Genomic DNA, 16,990 nt, shown 5'->3' with positions numbered 1-16,990 from the left:
GTTCGGTTTCTGGGCGCTACTATGCCTTGGGACCCGGCAATTCCCCGGGTCACAGGTAATGTATGCCGCCCCGTGTTCAGGCAGCGGCAACGTGGTGCCCGGGTCAGCTCACCTGGCTGCGGTACCAGTGCTCGATCAGGCTGCGTGAAATCGAGATCGGCGGCGACAGGCGGATGCCCGCCCCATCGTCCTCGATGTCACGGGCCAGCGCCGCGCCCACTTCCTCGGCAGTGAACCAGCGCGCGTCTTCCAGCTCGCCATCCACGGTGGGCACGTCGTCTTCGGCCGTGGCGCTGAAGCCGAGCATCAGCGCGCCCGGGAACGGCCATGGCTGGGTACCGAGGTAGCGACAGCTGCGCACCCGTACCTTGCTTTCCTCATAGACCTCGCGGACCACGGTCTGTTCCAGCGATTCGCCGGGCTCCACGAACCCGGCCAGCACCGAGTAACGGCGCGGGGCCCAGTTGGCCTGGCGGCCGAGCAGCAGGCGCCCGTTGCTTTCCACCGCCACGATCACCGCCGGGTCCACGCGCGGGTAGTGTTCGGTGCTGCACGCAACGCAGCGGCCGATGAAGCCACCCCGGGTGAAGGCCACGGCGCCACCGCACACGCCGCAGAAGCGGGTGCGGGACCGCCAGTACGACATGCCGCGGGCGTAACAGAAGGCGCTGGCATCGGCGGCCGACCAGGTGGTGGCCGATTCGCGCAGGTCCACGCGCTGGGGCGCCGCGATATCGACGGCGGCCGATTCGACCGAGAACCACGCCTGCTCGCCGCGCAGGCCGAGGAAGATGGCCGTGCCGGGGCCGCCCCCGACCTTGGCGCCGGTCAGCGCCAGCGGCTGGCCGTCGTCACCGGCCAGCGCGCGGCCATCGGGATCCAGCACCAGCACGTGCGCCTGCGGCCACAGCCGCAACAACGCATCGGCGTCGTCGCGCAAGGTATCGGCGCGTTCAAGGGGGTCGGTGGTGAAAGCAAAACCGGCAAGCGGCAAAGAGACATTGGACATCCCTGAAGCCTGCCGCGATTCAACCGGAACAGCAAGCGGTGCCGTGCGGCACCGCGGTGGCGATCACATGCTGAAACTGCTGCCGCAGCCGCAGGTGGTCTTCGCATTCGGATTGCGGATCACGAACTGCGCGCCGGTCAGGCTTTCGGTGTAATCCACCTCGGCGCCCATCAGGTACTGCAGGCTGAGCGGATCGACCAGCAGGGTGACGCCGTTGGTGTCCACGGCCAGGTCATCCTCGGCGCGGTTCTCGTCGAACTCGAAGCCGTACTGGAAACCGGAACAGCCGCCGCCCTGGATGTAGACGCGCAGGGCCAATGCATCGCTGGCCTCGTCCTGGATCAGTTCCTTGACCTTGGCCGCAGCGGCTTCGGTGAAGTTCAGGGGACGGTCCAGCGACTGGTAATTCGGCGCAGCGGCGGGGGTGGGGGCGCCGGGCAGGGAAACTAGCGTGCTCATGCACCCAGCATGGGGGTGCATGGGCACGCTTTCAAGCACCGGCCGTTCAGGCCATGGCTTCGGCCAGCTTCCTGCGCGCGTTGCCGTCCTTGCCGTCCTTGCGGTCGGCACTGTCGTCGGCCGGCGGCGGCAGCGCCATCTGGGCGCCACCATGGATGAGACGCCCGGTCAGCTGGGCACCTGCGTTCATTTCCACCACCTGGTAGTGGACATTGCCGGTGACCCGGGCGCTGGGGGTCAGCTCGACCCGCTCGCTGGCATGCACGTCGCCATCCAGGCGGCCACTGAGCACCACCACGTGGGCGCGGATCTCGCCTTCGATGCTGCCCTGCTCGGCCAGCGTGAGGGTGGCCGTGGTCGCGCCTTCCTGGGCGATCACCTTGCCCAGGATGGTGCCTTCCACATACAGGCCACCGCTGAATTCCACGTCTCCCCGGATCACCACCTGCGCGCCGATCAGCGCGTCCACGACCAGATGCCCGTCGCGGTTGGATTTGTTGCTGCCAAACATGGGCTTACTCCCCTTCTTTTGCCGTTGCTGCAGCCGGTGCTCCGGACTGCTTCCAGTCGAATACCTGGGTGGCGCCCCCTGCGCCGCTTCCCAGCGTGACCCGCACGCGTTGCGGGGTGAAGTCCTTGGGCAACATGACGCTGCCGGTGAGCTGCTGGAAGTACCGGAAGGAATATTCCTGGCCCGGCACCTTGGTGCGCTGGTGCAGCTCGTCCCAGCTGACCGAGGTCAACTTGCCGTCCTTGACGCCTTCAACCGTAAACCGCATCTGGCCCTGGCTGATCGCGCCACGGTTGAGGTTCTGGGTCAGCACTACGGCGTACTGCCAGGTGCCCGCCGTTTCCGGCGAAAATTCAATGGAATGGGTGTTCAGGCCCTTGCGCTGGCTGGTGGACCCGACCAGGCGTTCGTAAAAGGCCACGTCGGCACGCAGGCCGGCGATTTCCTCGTCGCGCTCGCCCAGCGAGGTCTGCACCTCATTGTTCGCCGCGCGGCTGATCCGGTCCGACGCCTGCAGGGTGGCCTGGGTCTGCTGCAGTTCCACCACCTGCTTCTGCAGCGTTTCGGCACGCGCTTGGGCGGCGTCCAGCTGGCGGCCGGCGTCACCGCCGGGGCCGGCCGTCCAGCGCCCCAGCAGCGCGGCCAGGACCAGGCTGGCCAGCCAGATGCCGGCCAGGATCAGCAGCCGGCGGCGATCGGGCGCCACCGGGGTTCCGGGGCGGCGGATCTGGATGCGGGAAGGTGTCGGGTTGTTCATGGCGAATACGGCGGCACCGCAGCTTGGGCGATACCGACACGGCCCCTGTCGGGAAGAGCGACTGCTTAGTGTAAGTCAGGGTTGGCACATTTTTCGCCCCTGACCCCCTGCGGGACAGTAGCGTTCAGGGACGTCATCCCCGATAGTGTGGGCCTGTGCACACTTTCGCCGGAGCGCCTGCCATGACCGAGGCCCACCTGTTCGTGATCGGCATCCTGCTGGCCTGGCTGGCCGGCATCCGCGTGTACCTCACGGTGTTCGGGGTGGGCCTGGCCGGCATGCTGGGCTGGGTCGAGCTGCCGCCGGCGCTGCAGGCGACCGAGTCCTGGTGGGTGCTGGGCACCTCGGCCGCGCTGGCCATCACCGAATTCTTCGCCGACAAGATCCCCGGGGTGGACTCGGCCTGGGACCTGGTGCAGACCCTGGCCCGGGTACCGGCGGGTGCCTTCCTGGCTGCAGCCACGCTCTCGCCCACGGGCGAACTCAGCACCACGGCGCTGGCCGCAGGTGCCGGCGTGGCCTTGGCCAGCCATGGCCTGAAATCGGGTACCCGCGCCCTGCTCAATACCTCGCCCGAACCGGCCAGCAACTGGGTCGCCTCGGCCGCGGAAGACACGGTGGTGGTGGGCGGCCTGGCGTTGGCGCTGGCGCACCCGTGGCTGGCATTGATCGTCGTGGTGGCCTGCAGCCTGGTGGGCGCGCTGGTGGTCTGGCTGGTCTGGCGCACCCTCTGGAAGGGCATGCGCTGGCTGCTGCGGCAACCGGCGGGCAAGCCCGGGGCACTGGCCGACCGCGATGCCGCATAATCGCGCCGCAGACTGGGAGTACTGATGGCCGTCCAAGACAACGCTGTTGCATCCACCCGCGCCACCCGCGCCGAAACCCCGCCCGCCGATCATTGGCAGCGCTGGGCCAGCGCCGACGCGCCCGCCGTGGCGCCCGCGCCCAGCAACGTGGTGCCGCTCAACGCTGCCGCCGCCGCTGCCGTGTCCACCCCGCCGGTGCTGCCGCCATCGCAGTGGCAGCAGGACGATGCCACTACGCCGCCGCTGGGCAGCGAGGCGCCCTACCGTGTGCTGATCGTCGAAGACGACCGCTCGCAGGCCCTGTTCGCACAGAGCGTGCTGCATGGCGCCGGCATGGAAGCGATCGTGCACAGCGACGCCGAAGGCGTGCAGCAGGTGATCAACGAACAGCGCCCGGACCTGATCCTGATGGACCTGCACCTGCCCGGCCTGGATGGCATGCGCCTGACCGCGCTGATCCGCCAGCAGCCCGGCCAGCAGCTGCTGCCGATCGTATTCCTCAGCGGCGACCCGGACCCGGAGCGCCAGTTCGAAGTGCTCGACAGCGGGGCCGATGATTTCCTGAGCAAGCCGATCCGACCGCGCCACTTGATCGCCGCCGTCTCCAACCGCATCCGCCGCGCCCGCGCGCAGGCGGCGCTGCAGCCGGGTGCGCAGGGCGCGCCGGCCATGAACAACCCGGAGACCGGCCTGCCGACCCGCCACCACGTGATGCATCAGCTCGGCGCGGCGCTGGCGCACGGCGAGCATGGCGGCCTGTTCTTCATCGAAGTAGCCAGTGCCCTGGGCCTGCGCGAGCGCTATGGCTATGCCGCGTTCGAAAGATTGATGGTGCAGGCCGCGCAGCGGCTGGCCGACAACGCGCACCCGCACCTGCTGGCGCGCCTGAACGACAACAGCTTCCTGGTCGTGGCGCGTGGCCTGGACGAAGAATCACTGGACGCGATGGCGCACCAGCTGCGCGATGAACTGTCCGCGCGCTCGTTCGTGATCCGCGATGAGGAATCGGTGCACCTGCGCGGCGTGGTCGGGCATGCACAACTCTCCGGTGGCTTTGGCGATGCCGGCACGGCGCTGGAAGCGGTGGAGCGCACCACGCTGCAGGCGCGGCTGCTGCCCTCCGGCGTGGCCGCGCACGTGCGCCGCGAGGACGTCGCCGCGCAGGAACACCTGGCCATGCTCGAAGGCCAGCTCGAACCGGCCTACCAGCCGATCGTGGCGGTGGCCGGTGGCAATACCGCCCAGTACCAGGTGCTGCTGCGCCTGCGCCAGGCCGATGGCAGCGTACTCAACGCGGGCCAGGTGATCCCCGCTGCGGAAGCGGCCGGGCGCATCGCCGACCTCGACCAGCAGGTGCTGGACCATGCGCTGGGCCTGCTCGATCTGTACCGGCACGCCACCCAGCCACTGAGCCTGTTCGTGTCGCAGTCGCTGCGCACCCTGGCCCGCGATGCTTTCGCCGACTGGTTGCTGGAAACGCTGCAGCAGCGTGGGCTGCCCGGCAGCGCGCTGGTCATTGACGTGCGCCTGCCCGACGCACTGATCCACACCGTCACCCTGCAGCAGTTCTGCTCGCGCATGAGCGCGGCCGGGGTGCGCTTCTGCCTGAGCCAGTTCGAGCCCAGCGGTGAAGCCAATGCCCTGCTTGGCCAGCTGCCGCTCGCATTCGTGCGCATGGCCGCCCGTTTCTCCAGCAGCCATGCCAACCAGCAGACCCGCGATGAACTGCGTGGCGCGATCGATGCCGCGCACCGTGCCGGGGCACAGATCATCGGCCAGCAGATCGAAGACCCGCAGGCCGCAGCGGCGATGTGGATGGGCGGGGTCGATTTCATCCAGGGCAACATGGTGCAGTCGGCCGGGAGCGAGCTGAACTTCGACTTCCACACCGCGGTGCTCTGACCATGACGGCCCAAGGACGGGTTCCCTTCGCACTGTGGCTGGCGGCGATCGCGGCCGCCCTTGCCGCTACCGCCAGCGGCATGGCCGCCGCCGGCGCCAACGGCCCATGGCCGGTCATTGCCGCTACCACCGCCGCAGTGGCGCTGATCGCCGCGCTGGTCGGCGTGAGCCGCTGGCGCGAGGTGCAGGCGCAGCTGGCCCTGGGGCAGCGCCGCCACGAGGCGCTGGCCGTTGAGCGCGACCACCTGCAGCGCGCCATGCAGCAGCAGGACATGCTGGAACAGGAGCTGCTGCAGGCCAAGCAGGCGGCCGAGGCCGCCGCGCTGGCCAAGGGCGAGTTCCTGGCGACCATGAGCCACGAGATCCGCACTCCGCTCAACGGCATCCTGCCGATGCTGGACCTGATCGCGCGCGGCCAGCTGGGCACCGACCAGCGGCAGATGCTGCAGACCGCCACGGTCAGTTCGCAGCAGCTGCTGCGCATCGTCGATGACATCCTGGATTACTCCCGGCTGGAGGCCAAAGGCCTGGACCTGGAAATCACCACGTTCAACCTGCGCGAGCTGCTGGAAGGCATCGTCCAGCTCATGCAGCGCAGCGCTGAAGCCAAGGGCCTGGCGGTGTCGCTGGAACTGGACCCCGCCGTGCGCCTGTCGGTGCGCGGCGACCCGGTGCGGCTGCGCCAGGTGCTGGGCAACCTGATGGTGAACGCCATCAAGTTCACCGAGCGCGGCCAGATCCGCCTGCGCGTGACCCGCCAGGGCGAGACCGCCAGCCAGCACCAGCTGCGCTTCGAAGTCATCGACACCGGCATCGGCATCGACGGCACCCTGCAGGCGCGCCTGTTCCAGTCCTTCAGCCAGGCCGATGCCTCCACCACGCGCATCTACGGCGGCACCGGCCTGGGCCTGGCCATCTGCAAGCGCATCATCGACCTCATGCACGGCAACATCGGGGTGAGTTCGACCCCGCGCCACGGCGCCACGTTCTGGTTCGAGATTCCGCTGCTGAAGGTCGTCGGCGACCTGCCGGCCGCGCCGCTCACCACGCGCGCCCTGCTGGTCAGCGAAGACCCGCTGCTGGTGCAGCGCCTGCAGCGCGTGCTGCAGCACCACGACATCCGCCTGCACACGGTGGACAGCGCATCCGCCGCGCTGGACATCCTGCGCGCGCCGGTACGCCCGGGGATCGAGCCGGACCTTGCCTGGGTGATCGCCGACACCCATGCACTACGCCACGGCGCCACCGCCCTGCACCGCGCGGTGCTGCACGATGCCCGCACGCCCACTCCGCGCCTGCTCTGGCTGCAGGGCGACGAGCAGCTGGCCGCGCTGCTGCGCGAGAACACCTGCGTGTTACCGCGCGAGGCCGGTGACGTGGACCTGCATGCGGTGCTGCGCCCGGCAGTGGCCAGCGCGCGCCCGGCACCCCTGCTGGCCAGCGTGGAGCCCTACAGCGGTCCGGTGGACGCGCCGCAGCTGGGCCTGCGCCTGCTGCTGGTGGAAGACAACAGCGTCAACCTGCTGGTCGCCCAGCGCCTGCTGCAGGTGCTGGGCTGCACCGTCACCACCGCCACCGATGGCGAACAGGGCCTGCAGCAGCTGCAGACCCGCGCCTTCGACCTGGTGCTGATGGATTGCCAGATGCCGGTCCTGGATGGCTACAGCGCCACCCGTCGCTGGCGTGAGCGGGAAGCGGCGGAAGGCCGCACCCGGCTGCCGATCGTGGCGATGACCGCCAACGCGATGGCCGGCGACCGCGAGCGCTGCCTGCAGGCGGGCATGGACGATTACCTGTCCAAGCCGGTCAACCGCGAATCGCTGCAGGCGTGCCTGCTGCGCTGGCAGCTCACGATGGAAGACAACGCCGCCGACGCGCGCAATACACCCACCCCATTGCCGCCGCCGCTGCCGCCGCTGGTTGCAGACAACGGCAATGACGACGTCTCGCCCGGGGTGCTCGACACCGGTGTGCTGGATGAGCTGCAGGAGGTGATTGGTGCGGAGACCGCCACCATCATCGCCGTGTTCCTGGAAGACACCCCGCCCTTGATCCGGCAGCTGCAGGACGCGTCGGTGGCCGCCGACCTGGAAACGCTGCGCGCGCTGGCGCACAGCCTGAAGTCGGCCAGTGCGAACGTGGGGGCGATGGCGTTGTCGGTGGCGGCACGTCGGATTGAACACGACGCCCGCGCCGGCACGCTGGAGCGCCCGGCCGTGGCCGTGGCGCTGCTGATTGCCGAATACGCGCGTGCACGGCTGGCGCTGGCCGGCTACCAGGCCGGCATCGGCGCCACGGCCGCGCGCTGACTCAGTCTTCCAGCTTGGTGAGCAGGTAGTTCGGCTCGCCGATGCGCTCGATCAGTTCCAGCTGGGTTTCCAGCCAGTCGATATGCTCTTCCTCGTTGTCGAGGATCTTCACGAACAGCTGGCGGCTGACGTAGTCGCCGACCGAATCGGCATAAGCCACCGCTTCGCGCAGGGTGACGGTGCCTTCGCGCTCCAGCGCCAGGTCGCACTGCAGGATCTCGGTGGGGTTTTCGCCGATGCGCAGCTTGCCCAGCGCCTGGAAGTTCGGCAGGCCTTCAAGGAACAGGATGCGATCGGAGAGCACGTCAGCGTGCTTCATCTCCTCGATCGATTCCTTGTATTCGTGGTCGGCCAGTTCCTTCAGACCCCAGTTCTTCAGCATCTTGGCATGCAGGAAGTACTGGTTGATCGCGGTCAGCTCGTTGTAGAGGACCTTGTTGAGGAATTCGATGACCTTCGTGTCGCCTTTCATGAGCGTGCTCCTGCAGCGTGAAAACGCCGGCACTGTAGCGCGTTGCGCTGACCGATGAAGGAACGCGAATCAACCTTAGTTGCGCAATCCCGCCAGAAGTCGTTTTATTCACGTAACGTGAAATCCACCGGATGGGAGGCGCATGAACAAAGGATACGTGTGGCGACCGGGGTACAGGCATCGACCCTGCGGCGCTCGCTCGGCTTCGTGACCATTACCCCATGCCGAAGACTCCCATGGGCGAGGCCTGGTTCATGGGAGATGATCGCCGCCACTTCCCTGAGCTGATGGGCGACCTGGACGCACTGCCGGCCCGCGACATCCTGGCGCCACTCGCAGAGATCGCGTCGGGCGTCGTGTCGTTCGGCCAGCGGCAGGAGTGGCGCAACTGGTTCCACTACCTGCTTGCACAGCGCGTGACCGATGGCCGCGAATGGGTGGGCGAGACACTGACAGAGCTTCTGGTCACCGGGTTCATGGCGCATTACCCCGACGGCACCACGGACTCCGTGTATCCGGGGTTCCAGCAGGATATCCTTGCGACGCTCGGACGCAGCCTGATGGAACCGCGCTGTTGGCAGCAGGGCGACATCGTGGTCGGGCAGCTGCTGCATCGCTCGAATCGGAACCCGAACCAGGTGTGGCGGTGGTGGGACGCCAGCGGCGACCTCAGCGCATGCCTTTTGCTGTGCGCGAAGTATCTGCCCCCATCGCAGGTGAGGGGCTGGTTCCGCTCCGTACTGGCCATCGAGTCGCCGCATTGGCGGGCACAGATGATCGTGTGGCTCATCGGCGCCCACGACCTGCTTACCGGCCTGAAGCGCGCTCCGTCTGAACTGCAATTTGATGCCTATCCCGCGATCACGTGGGGCTGGTCACATCTCCTGCGACCCTCGACCACAACCGAAAGCGGCGAGACCATCCCCATCGCCGACTGGCTGCCACAGCAGGTCCGTACGCACCTGCTCGATGAGGTTCGCACGTGCGTTACCGACGAAGTATTCCTGGCCTGGCTGGAATCAATAGGCCGCGTGGATTACCTGAAGCGTGAGCTGGCGGACCTTCCGTCCACCTTCGAACGCCTGTACATGCAGTAGAACCTCAGGCGACCTGCGCCAACCCCAGGACAGGCAACGCCAGGTCGTGGGTGTTGCGGGCCTTGGCCAGCAGGTCGGCCGCCATGTCCAGGCAGGAACCGCAGGTAGCGCCGCAGCCGGTGCGCATGGTCAGCTCGGACACGCTGGCGACGCCGCTCTGGGCGGCTTCGCGGATCTGGTGGTCGGTTACCCCGTTACAGATGCAGACGTACACGTGCGGACTCGGCAGGCAGGCCCGGATCGGCCTGTGCATATTCCAATCGAAACGAGAATGGTTGTCAATTTCGCAACTGAATCATTCTCGATACGGTTCAGCGTGCCCGTTCAGCCGGCCCGGCGCGGAGCAAAAAAAAAGACCGATCTTTCGATCGGTCTCTTTCGTATTTGGCTGCCCCGGATGGATTCGAACCACCGAATGCCTGAGTCAGAGTCAGGTGCCTTACCGCTTGGCGACGGGGCAAAACGTGCGTGCAATTGTTGCACTTTCTCACTGGAAAACCAAGCGGACTTGGTGGCTATGGGTGGACTCGAACCACCGACCCCAGCATTATGAGTGCTGTGCTCTAACCGGCTGAGCTACATAGCCTTAGTGAGCCGGCAATTCTGGACATGTAAACGGAATCTGTCAACACCTTTTCACCGCGCTTGTGAGTGGGCAGCGGGCGTGTCACAGTCCTGACCAGTAGATTTTTCTAGGAGTCCGCATCGTGATCGATCCGGACGGCTATCGACCGAACGTCGGCATCGTGCTGATGCGGCAGGACGGGCAGGTGTTCTGGGCACGACGTGTGCGCCGGGATGGCTGGCAGTTCCCGCAGGGTGGCATGAACACCGACGAGACGCCTGTCGAAGCCATGTATCGCGAGTTGCATGAAGAAACCGGGCTGTTGCCAGAGCACGTCGAAGTGCTGGGTGCGACACCGGGCTGGCTGCGCTATCGCCTGCCCGCCCGTGCCATCCGTCGCAACGAGAAGCAGGTCTGCATCGGACAGAAGCAGGTCTGGTTCCTGCTGCGCCTGTCGGGCGACGAATCGCACGTGAAGCTGGACCATACCGACAGCCCCGAGTTCGACCAGTGGCGCTGGGTGGATTTCTGGTATCCGGTCGAGCACGTGGTGATGTTCAAGCGCGGGGTCTATGCGCGGGCGCTGCGTCACTTGGCGCCGTTGGCCCGGGGCGTGGCCGGCACCGGCGTGGAGTCGATGCCCAAGTCCGCCCAGGAGGCCTGGATGCCGGGGCACGCGGCGGGCCATGACCGCCCGCGCAAGCGCGCGCCGGCACCCAAGCGCGGCGGCGGGTACTGGCCGCGCAGCAAGGCCAAGGGTGAGCCGGGGGCGGTGTAACCGTAACCTGCCCCGCTGAAACGACAAAAGCCCGGCCAAAGCCGGGCTTTTGCTTTCCTCCCAGCGGGATCCCGAAGGATCCCACGCCAGGCGCGATGGATCAGCGCTTGGAGAACTGGGTGGCGCGACGTGCCTTGTGCAGGCCGACCTTCTTACGCTCGACTTCACGGGCGTCACGGGTCATGAAGCCAGCCTTGCGCAGCTCGGACTTCAGGGTTTCGTCGTACTCGACCAGCGCGCGGGCGATGCCCAGGCGGATCGCACCGGCCTGGCCGGTGGTGCCGCCGCCAGCGGCGGTGACCATGATGTCGAACGATTCGGTGTTCTTGGTCAGTTCCAGCGGCTGACGCACGATCATGCGTGCGGTTTCACGGCCAAAGAACTCGTCCAGCGGACGGCCATTGACAGTGATGTTGCCGGCGCCCTTGCGCAGGAACACGCGGGCGGTGGAGGACTTGCGGCGGCCGGTGCCGTAGTTTTGAGTGATAGCCATGATTAGATATCCAGAACCTGGGGCTGCTGAGCGGCGTGCGGGTGCTCGGAACCCGAGTACACCTTGAGCTTGCGGTACATGGCGCGGCCCAGCGGGCCCTTCGGCAGCATGCCCTTGACGGCGGTTTCGATGACGCGCTCCGGGTGGCGCTCCAGCGCCTGGGCCAGAGTTTCGGTCTTCAGGTTGCCGATGTAGCCAGTGAAGCGGTGGTACAGCTTGTCCTGCAGCTTGTTGCCGGTGACGGCAATCTTTTCTGCATTGATGACAACCAGGTAATCACCGGTATCAACGTGAGGGGTGTAGACCGGCTTGTGCTTGCCGCGCAGACGGCGGGCCAGCTCGGTGGACAGACGGCCCAGCGTCTTGCCGGAGGCGTCGACGAGATACCAGTCGCGCTGGACGGTCTCGGACTTTGCAGTGAAAGTGCTCATGAAAGAACTCAGGTAGGTCGGGCTCATTGCGGCCATGGAGCGGCCGGAACTCTGCCACGCGTTGTGAAGAGGCGGGATTGTACTGGCCATTAGGCCCACATGCAAATCGACCGGCGGCATGGCTTGGCAGACCGGCGCCGGGGGGCGAGAATCGATGATCCCCCGCCGCGATGCCCGACCGCATGACCGCGCTCCGCCAGATCACCCCGCTCGACCACCTGCTGACCGAGGCCCAGCGCGCCCTGGACACGGTGTTCGGCAACCCGCCGGCCAGCCGCCCGTACCCGGCCGAGGCGACCCCGGACGCACCGATGCCCGCCCCGGCCCGCCGCCATGCCGCCGGCCTGATGCGGATCAACCATGTCGGCGAGGTCTGCGCGCAGGGCCTGTACTTCGGCCAGGCCGCGGTGGCCCGCGAGCCGGAAACCCGTGCCCACCTGCTCGAGGCGGCCCAGGAAGAGACCGACCACCTGGCCTGGTGCGCCCAGCGCCTGCGCGAGCTGGACAGCCGACCCAGCCTGTTCAACCCGATCTGGTACGCCGGCAGCTACACCATCGGCACCTTGGCCGGGCTGCGCGGGGATGGCTGGAACCTGGGCTTCGTGGTGGAAACCGAGCGCCAGGTGGAAGCCCACCTGGACGAGCACCTGGACACCCTGCCCCCGGTCGACCAGCGCAGCCGCGAGATCCTCAAGGTGATGAAGATCGACGAAGCCCGCCACGCCGACCACGCCGAACATGCCGGCGCGCGGAAGCTGCCGCCGCCGATTCCGGGCGTGATGGCGCTGGCCTCCAAGGTCATGAAGACCATCGCGTACCGGCTTTAAGGTCAGCCCGAAACGAGTTTGAGGCCGATCACCCCGGCCACGATCAGCCCGATGCAGGCCAGGCGCGGCGCCGAAGCGCTGTCGCCGAACAGGAAGATGCCCAGCGTGGCCACGCCCAGGGCGCCGATGCCGGTCCAGATCGCGTAGGCGGTGCCCACCGGGATGGATTTCATCGCCTGGCTCATCAGGTACAGGCTGATCAGTGCCGCGCCGACCGTGGCGAGCGTGGGCAGCGGCTTGCTGAAGCCGTCCGAATATTTCATTCCGATCGCGAAGCCGATTTCAAAGATGCCGGCCAGCAGCAGGTAGATCCAGGGCATGGGTGCCTCCTAAACAAAAACAAAACGGCCCGGTGTCTTCACACCGGACCGTCGTCGGTAGCTTGCCGTGGAACATTACTTCTGCGCAAAACAGATGTTCCACAGGGCGGGGCGTCCCGCCTTGTGCAGCACCACCCGGGCCAAGGCCCGGGCGGGTGTCGCGTGGTGTTACTCGGACAGGTTGCGGCCGTGGAACAGCTCTTCGATCTCGCGCTTGAGCAGCGCTTCAATCTTCATGCGTTCCTTGAACGAGATGTTCTTGGCCTTTTCCTCGAACAGGTACTGGTCCAGGTCGAAATCCTTCAGGTGCATCTTCGTGTGGAAGATGTTTTCCTGGTAGACGTTGACGTCGAACATCTCGTAACGCGACTTGATGTTCTTGGCCAGGAAGTTCTGGATCGAGTTGATCTTGTGATCGATGTAGTGCTTCTTGCCCTTCACGTCACGGGTGAAGCCACGGACGCGGTAGTCCATGATCACGATGTCCGATTCCAGGCTCTCGATCAGGTAGTTCAGTGCCTTCAGCGGCGAAATCACGCCACAGGTAGCCACATCGATGTCCGCACGGAACGTCGCGATGCCTTCCTGCGGGTGGGTCTCGGGGTAGGTATGGACGGTGATGTGGCTCTTGTCCATGTGCGCTACCACGGCATCGGAGATCAACTCCTTGCCCGCCAGCTTCTTGTCGATCACCGGCTCTTCGGAGATCAGGATCGTCACCGACGCGCCCTGCGGATCGTAATCCTGGCGCGCGACATTGAGGATGTTGGCGCCGATGATCTCGGCGACATCGGTCAAGATTTGAGTCAGCCTATCGGCGTTGTACTCTTCATCGATGTATTCAATGTAACGCTGACGCTCCTCTTCGGTGCGGGCGTAACACACGTCATAGATGTTGAAGCTCAGCGCCTTGGTGAGGTTGTTGAAACCCTGCAACCTCAGGCGAGGCAACGGCTTGACCACGGCGGTCGATCCTGTGTGTGGTGGGAAAGGATCAATTATGGGGCAAAGTGATCGGGGGCGAAACTTGCATTGAAACAAGTTGCTGTGTTGGGGTTTGCCCTTCACAACCCTGATCGTTAAGCTCGCGGCACATAGCCGTGAATTGTTCATGAGCAAAGGGAGCGCCTCAACGTGTCATCTGTGCGCCTTGCCACAAGTCCATTGGCCCTGGACATCGCCACCATTGACCGCTTTCTGGCCCACAGCCACCGACGCCGCTACCCGGCCCGCACGGACGTTTTCCGCCCCGGTGACCCCGCCGGCACCCTGTATTACGTGATCAGCGGCTCGGTTTCCATAATTGCTGAAGAGGAAGACGATCGCGAACTGGTCCTGGGCTACTTCGGCTCCGGGGAGTTCGTCGGCGAGATGGGCCTGTTCGTGGAAACCGACCGCCGCGAAGTGATCCTGCGCACCCGGACCCCCTGCGAGCTGGCCGAGATCAGCTACGAGCGGCTGCACCAGCTGTTCCTTGGCCCGCTGTCCACCGATGCCCCGCGCCTGTTGTACGCACTGGGCCAGCAGGTCTCCAAGCGCCTGCTCGATACCAGCCGCAAGGCCAGCCGCCTGGCGTTCCTGGATGTCACCGACCGCATCGTGCGCACCCTGCATGACCTGTCCCGCGAACCGGAGGCCATGAGCCACCCGCAGGGCACCCAGCTGCGCGTGTCGCGCCAGGAGCTGGCCCGCCTGGTCGGCTGCTCGCGTGAAATGGCCGGCCGCGTGCTGAAGAAGCTGCAGAGCGATGGGCTGCTGCATGCGCGGGGCAAGACGGTCGTCCTGTACGGCACCCGATGACGCCGGATGCCGGCCGCCGGCCGGCGCCAACGTCGGCATGACAGCGCCTTTCACGCGCTGCCGCTAGGCTGACGGCATGGCACCTGGCAGCGAATTCTACTGGTTCATCCTGATCGGGCTTGGCGCGCAGCTGGTGGACGGCGCGCTCGGCATGGCCTTCGGGCTCGTCTCGTCGTCGGTCATGCTCAGCATGGGCCTGCCACCGGCGGCGGTCAGCGCAAGCGTGCACACCGCCGAGGTGTTCACGACAGGCGCCTCGGGCGTTTCGCACCTCGTGGCCGGCAACGTGGACAAGCGGTTGTTCCTGCGCCTGGCCCTGCCCGGCGCGGTCGGCGGCGTGCTGGGCGCCTATGTGCTGACCCAGCTGCCCGGTGATGCGATCCGTCCCTTCATCTACGGCTACCTGCTGATCCTGGCGGTCTTCATCCTGCTGCGCGCGGCCGGAAAGCTGGTGCCGCGCCAGGAAGTGAAGCGGGTGCCGGTGCTGGGCTTCTTCGCCGGGCTGCTGGACGCCAGCGGGGGCGGCGGCTGGGGCCCGGTGGCCACCTCCACCCTGCTCGCCCGGGGCGGCCAGGCCCGGACCACCATCGGCACGGTCAACGCGGCCGAGTTCGTGGTGACCCTGGCGGTATCGATCACCTTCCTGCTCTCGATGGGCCTGCAGTACATGAACATCGTCGCCGGCCTGCTGATCGGCGGCATGATGGCCGCACCGCTGGCCGCAGTGCTGGTGAAGCGGGTCAAGGAACGCTGGGTGCTGGTGGCCGTGGGCGTGCTGGTGCTGTCGATCAGCCTGTTCCAGATCAGCGGCGCGGTGCGCGGCTGGCTGGCGGGGTAAAGCGCGGCGCTGTGCGCCGCCGCCCTACCAACGGTAGGGCGCTACCGGCGTGTGGCGCGCCAACGGTAGGTATCGACCGTTGGTCGATACGCCTCAGCGGTCGCCGCCGCGATCCACGCAACCCCAGTTGAGGATCCGCGTACCGGGCTTCAGCACCTGCCGGAAATACGCGACCTTGGACACCTTCGGGTTCACCACCACCGGCTCCTTGGCTGCCAGCAGCAACGGCAGGTCCGCGGTGCTGTCCGAATAGGCCACATCGATGTCGCCATAGCCGCGCTCGCGCAGCATGCGCATCTTCTCTTCGTTGTGGCAATGGCGCGTGGCACCAACCGCACCGAAGCGCGGGCCCACTTCACTGCCGATCACCGGCACGCCCTGATGGGCGACAAACGCCAGGATGGCGCGGGCCAGTTCCGGCGGCGCGCCGGTCGCCACCACCACGCGGTCGCCCTGCGCCCGGTGCGCGGCGAATACCGCCAGCGCCTCCGGCAGCAGCTTGGCGCGCAGTTGCCCCTCGTGCTTGAGCACGTAGGCATCGATCACGCGGTTGAACTCGCGCGCGCGGTGCAACCCGAACGTGGCGATCCAGACATAGACCGAAATACCGGTACGCCGGGTCGGCAACATCGCCACCAGTGGCCCCGCTACCGGCGTCACCAGCAGCGCGGCCAGCAGCCGCAGCGGGTTGCGCTTGATCAGCGAGGCAAACAGGTGGCTGCCGGAATCGCCGTCATAAAGGGTGTGGTCGAAGTCGAAGACCACCAGCGGCGCGTCGTCACGCGGAGTCGGGTAGATCGCAGTCATGCGCTGAAGAATAGCTGACGCAGGCCCTCGCCGGGCTCTTCGACCCGCATGAAGGCCTCGCCCACCAGGAACGCATGCACGCCGGCGTTGCGCATCAGGCCCACGTCGTCAGCGCCCAGGATGCCGCTCTCGGTCACCAGCAGGCGGTCGCGCGGCACGGCCTGGCGCATGTCCAGCGTGGTCTGCAGCGACACCTCGAAGGTGCGCAGGTTGCGGTTGTTGATGCCGATCAGCGGCACCGGCACCTGGATGGCGCGTTCGAGTTCATCAATGTCGTGCACTTCCACCAGCACGTCCATGCCCAGCTGCATGGCCAGGTCGGACAGCTCAGCCAGCTGGCGGTCTTCCAACGCGGCCACGATCAGCAGGATGCAGTCGGCACCCAGCACGCGGGCCTCGTAGACCTGGTACGCATCGATCACGAAGTCCTTGCGCAGCACCGGCAGCGTGCAGGCGTCGCGGGCCTGCTGCAGGTAGGCATCGTCGCCCTGGAAGAAATCCACGTCGGTCAGCACCGACAGGCAGCTGGCACCCCCGAACTCGTAGCTCACCGCAATATCGGCCGGGTGGAAATCCGGGCGGATCACGCCCTTGGACGGGCTGGCCTTCTTCACCTCGGCGATCACCGCCGGGTTGCCGCCGGCAATCGAGGCGCGCAGTGCATCGGCGAAGCCGCGCACCGGCGGGGCGCCGGCCAGGCGTGCCTGCAGCGCTTCCAGGGGGACCCGTGCACGGCGCTCGGCCACTTCAACGGCCTTGCGGGCCAGGATGGTCTCGAGGATGTCGCTCTTGTCGCTCATGTCGTTCAG

General features: G+C 66.7%; 20 protein-coding genes and 2 tRNA genes. 8 read left to right on the top strand and 14 right to left on the bottom strand.

The window, feature by feature from the left end; translation table 11 throughout:
• Nucleotides 1-103: 103 nt before the first annotated feature.
• From nudC to QE395_RS01405, 4 genes are all read right to left on the bottom strand, one after another.
• On the bottom strand, nt 104-1,009 hold the full coding sequence (nudC, locus tag QE395_RS01420) for an NAD(+) diphosphatase (RefSeq protein WP_306987350.1): 906 nt from the start codon (nt 1,007-1,009) through the stop codon (nt 104-106).
• Nucleotides 1,010-1,072: 63 nt separating this feature from the next.
• Nucleotides 1,073-1,468, bottom strand: a complete 396-nt coding sequence (erpA, locus tag QE395_RS01415) for an iron-sulfur cluster insertion protein ErpA (RefSeq protein ID WP_068854273.1) — start codon at nt 1,466-1,468, stop codon at nt 1,073-1,075.
• Between the two features lie 46 nt (nt 1,469-1,514).
• The gene (locus QE395_RS01410; RefSeq protein ID WP_093534912.1) at nt 1,515-1,979 is read right to left on the bottom strand and encodes a polymer-forming cytoskeletal protein; all 465 of its coding nucleotides are present in this window, start codon (nt 1,977-1,979) and stop codon (nt 1,515-1,517) included.
• Nucleotides 1,980-1,983: 4 nt separating this feature from the next.
• The gene (locus QE395_RS01405; protein WP_068854275.1) at nt 1,984-2,736 is read right to left on the bottom strand and encodes a DUF6776 family protein; all 753 of its coding nucleotides are present in this window, start codon (nt 2,734-2,736) and stop codon (nt 1,984-1,986) included.
• 182 nt (nt 2,737-2,918) lie between these two features.
• Between QE395_RS01405 and QE395_RS01400 the strand changes: the two genes are divergently transcribed.
• From QE395_RS01400 to QE395_RS01390, 3 genes are read left to right on the top strand one after another with little or no spacing between them, the layout of a single operon-like run.
• Nucleotides 2,919-3,542 carry a DUF4126 domain-containing protein gene (locus QE395_RS01400; RefSeq protein WP_068854276.1) on the top strand — a complete coding sequence of 208 codons (624 nt, stop codon included), beginning with the start codon at nt 2,919-2,921 and terminating at the stop codon, nt 3,540-3,542.
• A 24-nt stretch (nt 3,543-3,566) separates the two neighbouring features.
• Complete coding sequence (locus QE395_RS01395) at nt 3,567-5,444, top strand: EAL domain-containing response regulator (protein ID WP_217537779.1); 1,878 nt, start codon at nt 3,567-3,569, stop codon at nt 5,442-5,444.
• Between the two features lie 38 nt (nt 5,445-5,482).
• Nucleotides 5,483-7,753, top strand: coding sequence for a hybrid sensor histidine kinase/response regulator (locus tag QE395_RS01390; RefSeq protein ID WP_306990391.1), 2,271 nt, complete (start codon nt 5,483-5,485; stop codon nt 7,751-7,753).
• 1 nt (nt 7,754) lies between these two features.
• Here QE395_RS01390 and bfr read toward each other — a convergent pair whose 3' ends face one another.
• Nucleotides 7,755-8,225, bottom strand: a complete 471-nt coding sequence (bfr, locus tag QE395_RS01385; RefSeq protein WP_068854278.1) for a bacterioferritin — start codon at nt 8,223-8,225, stop codon at nt 7,755-7,757.
• Between the two features lie 236 nt (nt 8,226-8,461).
• Here bfr and QE395_RS01380 point away from each other — a divergent pair, with 236 nt between their 5' ends.
• Nucleotides 8,462-9,322 (top strand): hypothetical protein, encoded by an 861-nt coding sequence (locus tag QE395_RS01380; protein ID WP_249833243.1) that lies wholly within the window; start codon nt 8,462-8,464, stop codon nt 9,320-9,322.
• Between the two features lie 4 nt (nt 9,323-9,326).
• Here the strand turns inward: QE395_RS01380 and QE395_RS01375 are convergent, their stop codons facing one another.
• From QE395_RS01375 to QE395_RS01365, 3 genes are all read right to left on the bottom strand, one after another.
• Nucleotides 9,327-9,536, bottom strand: coding sequence for a bacterioferritin-associated ferredoxin (locus tag QE395_RS01375; protein ID WP_095363144.1), 210 nt, complete (start codon nt 9,534-9,536; stop codon nt 9,327-9,329).
• A gap of 171 nt (nt 9,537-9,707) precedes the next feature.
• Nucleotides 9,708-9,782 (bottom strand) — tRNA-Gln (locus QE395_RS01370).
• A 49-nt stretch (nt 9,783-9,831) separates the two neighbouring features.
• Nucleotides 9,832-9,908, bottom strand: a tRNA-Met gene (locus tag QE395_RS01365).
• 121 nt (nt 9,909-10,029) lie between these two features.
• Between QE395_RS01365 and QE395_RS01360 the strand changes: the two genes are divergently transcribed.
• Nucleotides 10,030-10,665 (top strand): RNA pyrophosphohydrolase, encoded by a 636-nt coding sequence (locus tag QE395_RS01360; protein WP_068854280.1) that lies wholly within the window; start codon nt 10,030-10,032, stop codon nt 10,663-10,665.
• 100 nt (nt 10,666-10,765) lie between these two features.
• Here the strand turns inward: QE395_RS01360 and rpsI are convergent, their stop codons facing one another.
• Both rpsI and rplM read right to left on the bottom strand, forming a co-directional pair.
• Nucleotides 10,766-11,158 (bottom strand): 30S ribosomal protein S9, encoded by a 393-nt coding sequence (rpsI, locus tag QE395_RS01355; protein ID WP_017354549.1) that lies wholly within the window; start codon nt 11,156-11,158, stop codon nt 10,766-10,768.
• A 2-nt stretch (nt 11,159-11,160) separates the two neighbouring features.
• The gene (rplM, locus tag QE395_RS01350) at nt 11,161-11,589 is read right to left on the bottom strand and encodes a 50S ribosomal protein L13 (protein WP_017354548.1); all 429 of its coding nucleotides are present in this window, start codon (nt 11,587-11,589) and stop codon (nt 11,161-11,163) included.
• A 182-nt stretch (nt 11,590-11,771) separates the two neighbouring features.
• On the opposite strand from rplM, the gene coq7 reads away from it, so the two are divergent.
• Nucleotides 11,772-12,416: a 2-polyprenyl-3-methyl-6-methoxy-1,4-benzoquinone monooxygenase gene (coq7, locus tag QE395_RS01345; protein WP_306987346.1), complete on the top strand. Its 645-nt coding sequence runs from the start codon at nt 11,772-11,774 to the stop codon at nt 12,414-12,416.
• A 2-nt stretch (nt 12,417-12,418) separates the two neighbouring features.
• On the opposite strand, the gene sugE is transcribed toward coq7, so the two are convergent.
• Nucleotides 12,419-12,736 carry a quaternary ammonium compound efflux SMR transporter SugE gene (gene sugE, locus QE395_RS01340; RefSeq protein ID WP_306987345.1) on the bottom strand — a complete coding sequence of 106 codons (318 nt, stop codon included), beginning with the start codon at nt 12,734-12,736 and terminating at the stop codon, nt 12,419-12,421.
• A 168-nt stretch (nt 12,737-12,904) separates the two neighbouring features.
• Entirely contained in the window at nt 12,905-13,699 is a 795-nt protein-coding gene (speD, locus tag QE395_RS01335) for an adenosylmethionine decarboxylase (RefSeq protein WP_017354544.1), read from the bottom strand.
• A 171-nt stretch (nt 13,700-13,870) separates the two neighbouring features.
• On the opposite strand from speD, the gene crp reads away from it, so the two are divergent.
• Both crp and QE395_RS01325 read left to right on the top strand, forming a co-directional pair.
• Nucleotides 13,871-14,536: a cAMP-activated global transcriptional regulator CRP gene (crp, locus tag QE395_RS01330; RefSeq protein WP_068854282.1), complete on the top strand. Its 666-nt coding sequence runs from the start codon at nt 13,871-13,873 to the stop codon at nt 14,534-14,536.
• A 76-nt stretch (nt 14,537-14,612) separates the two neighbouring features.
• Nucleotides 14,613-15,374 (top strand): sulfite exporter TauE/SafE family protein, encoded by a 762-nt coding sequence (locus tag QE395_RS01325; protein WP_306987344.1) that lies wholly within the window; start codon nt 14,613-14,615, stop codon nt 15,372-15,374.
• A gap of 93 nt (nt 15,375-15,467) precedes the next feature.
• On the opposite strand, the gene QE395_RS01320 is transcribed toward QE395_RS01325, so the two are convergent.
• Nucleotides 15,468-16,181, bottom strand: coding sequence for a haloacid dehalogenase-like hydrolase (locus tag QE395_RS01320; protein ID WP_306987343.1), 714 nt, complete (start codon nt 16,179-16,181; stop codon nt 15,468-15,470).
• Nucleotides 16,178-16,981 (bottom strand): indole-3-glycerol phosphate synthase TrpC, encoded by an 804-nt coding sequence (trpC, locus tag QE395_RS01315; protein ID WP_306987342.1) that lies wholly within the window; start codon nt 16,979-16,981, stop codon nt 16,178-16,180. The genes QE395_RS01320 and trpC overlap by 4 nt, the downstream gene beginning before the upstream one ends.
• Nucleotides 16,982-16,990 lie beyond the last annotated feature (9 nt).

The organism is Stenotrophomonas sp. SORGH_AS_0282 (genome assembly GCF_030818125.1).
Taxonomy (GTDB): domain Bacteria; phylum Pseudomonadota; class Gammaproteobacteria; order Xanthomonadales; family Xanthomonadaceae; genus Stenotrophomonas; species Stenotrophomonas rhizophila_A.
The sequence above is the reverse complement of the archived record's forward strand: the minus strand, read 5'-3'. Positions and strand labels throughout refer to the sequence as shown.